Raw genomic sequence first — 301 nt, forward strand, 5'->3', positions numbered from 1 at the left:
TAACACCGAAAGCAGAAAAAACCGCAATTTTACGGTCATAATTAAGTGCAGTGTTAATCGTTAAAAGTACATTAGCACCAGGAGTAGCAACAGCTAACATCCAAATTAAAGCCACATGAAGAAGAACCAATAAATATTCCATTACCTACCATTCCAATAAATTAAGCTGTGAGCTTAAAAAAGCATATAACGCCGCAATAACACGTGCGAACGACTGACTTACAAAACCAATTATACTCTAAACCGCGAATGCCGAATGTAAATAGCATCGTGTTGATTGCTTTGTTATAATTTTATATAT

The 301-nt window shown here is 34.9% G+C and carries 1 pseudogene; it reads right to left on the bottom strand.

Annotation, left to right across the window (positions count from 1 at the left end):
* Window positions 1-142, bottom strand: a pseudogene (locus tag A6E03_RS20465) (lysine transporter LysE); the annotation flags it as partial.
* Window positions 143-301 lie beyond the last annotated feature (159 nt).

Origin of the sequence: Aliivibrio sp. 1S128 (assembly GCF_001691065.1) — a bacterium.
Lineage (GTDB): Bacteria > Pseudomonadota > Gammaproteobacteria > Enterobacterales > Vibrionaceae > Aliivibrio.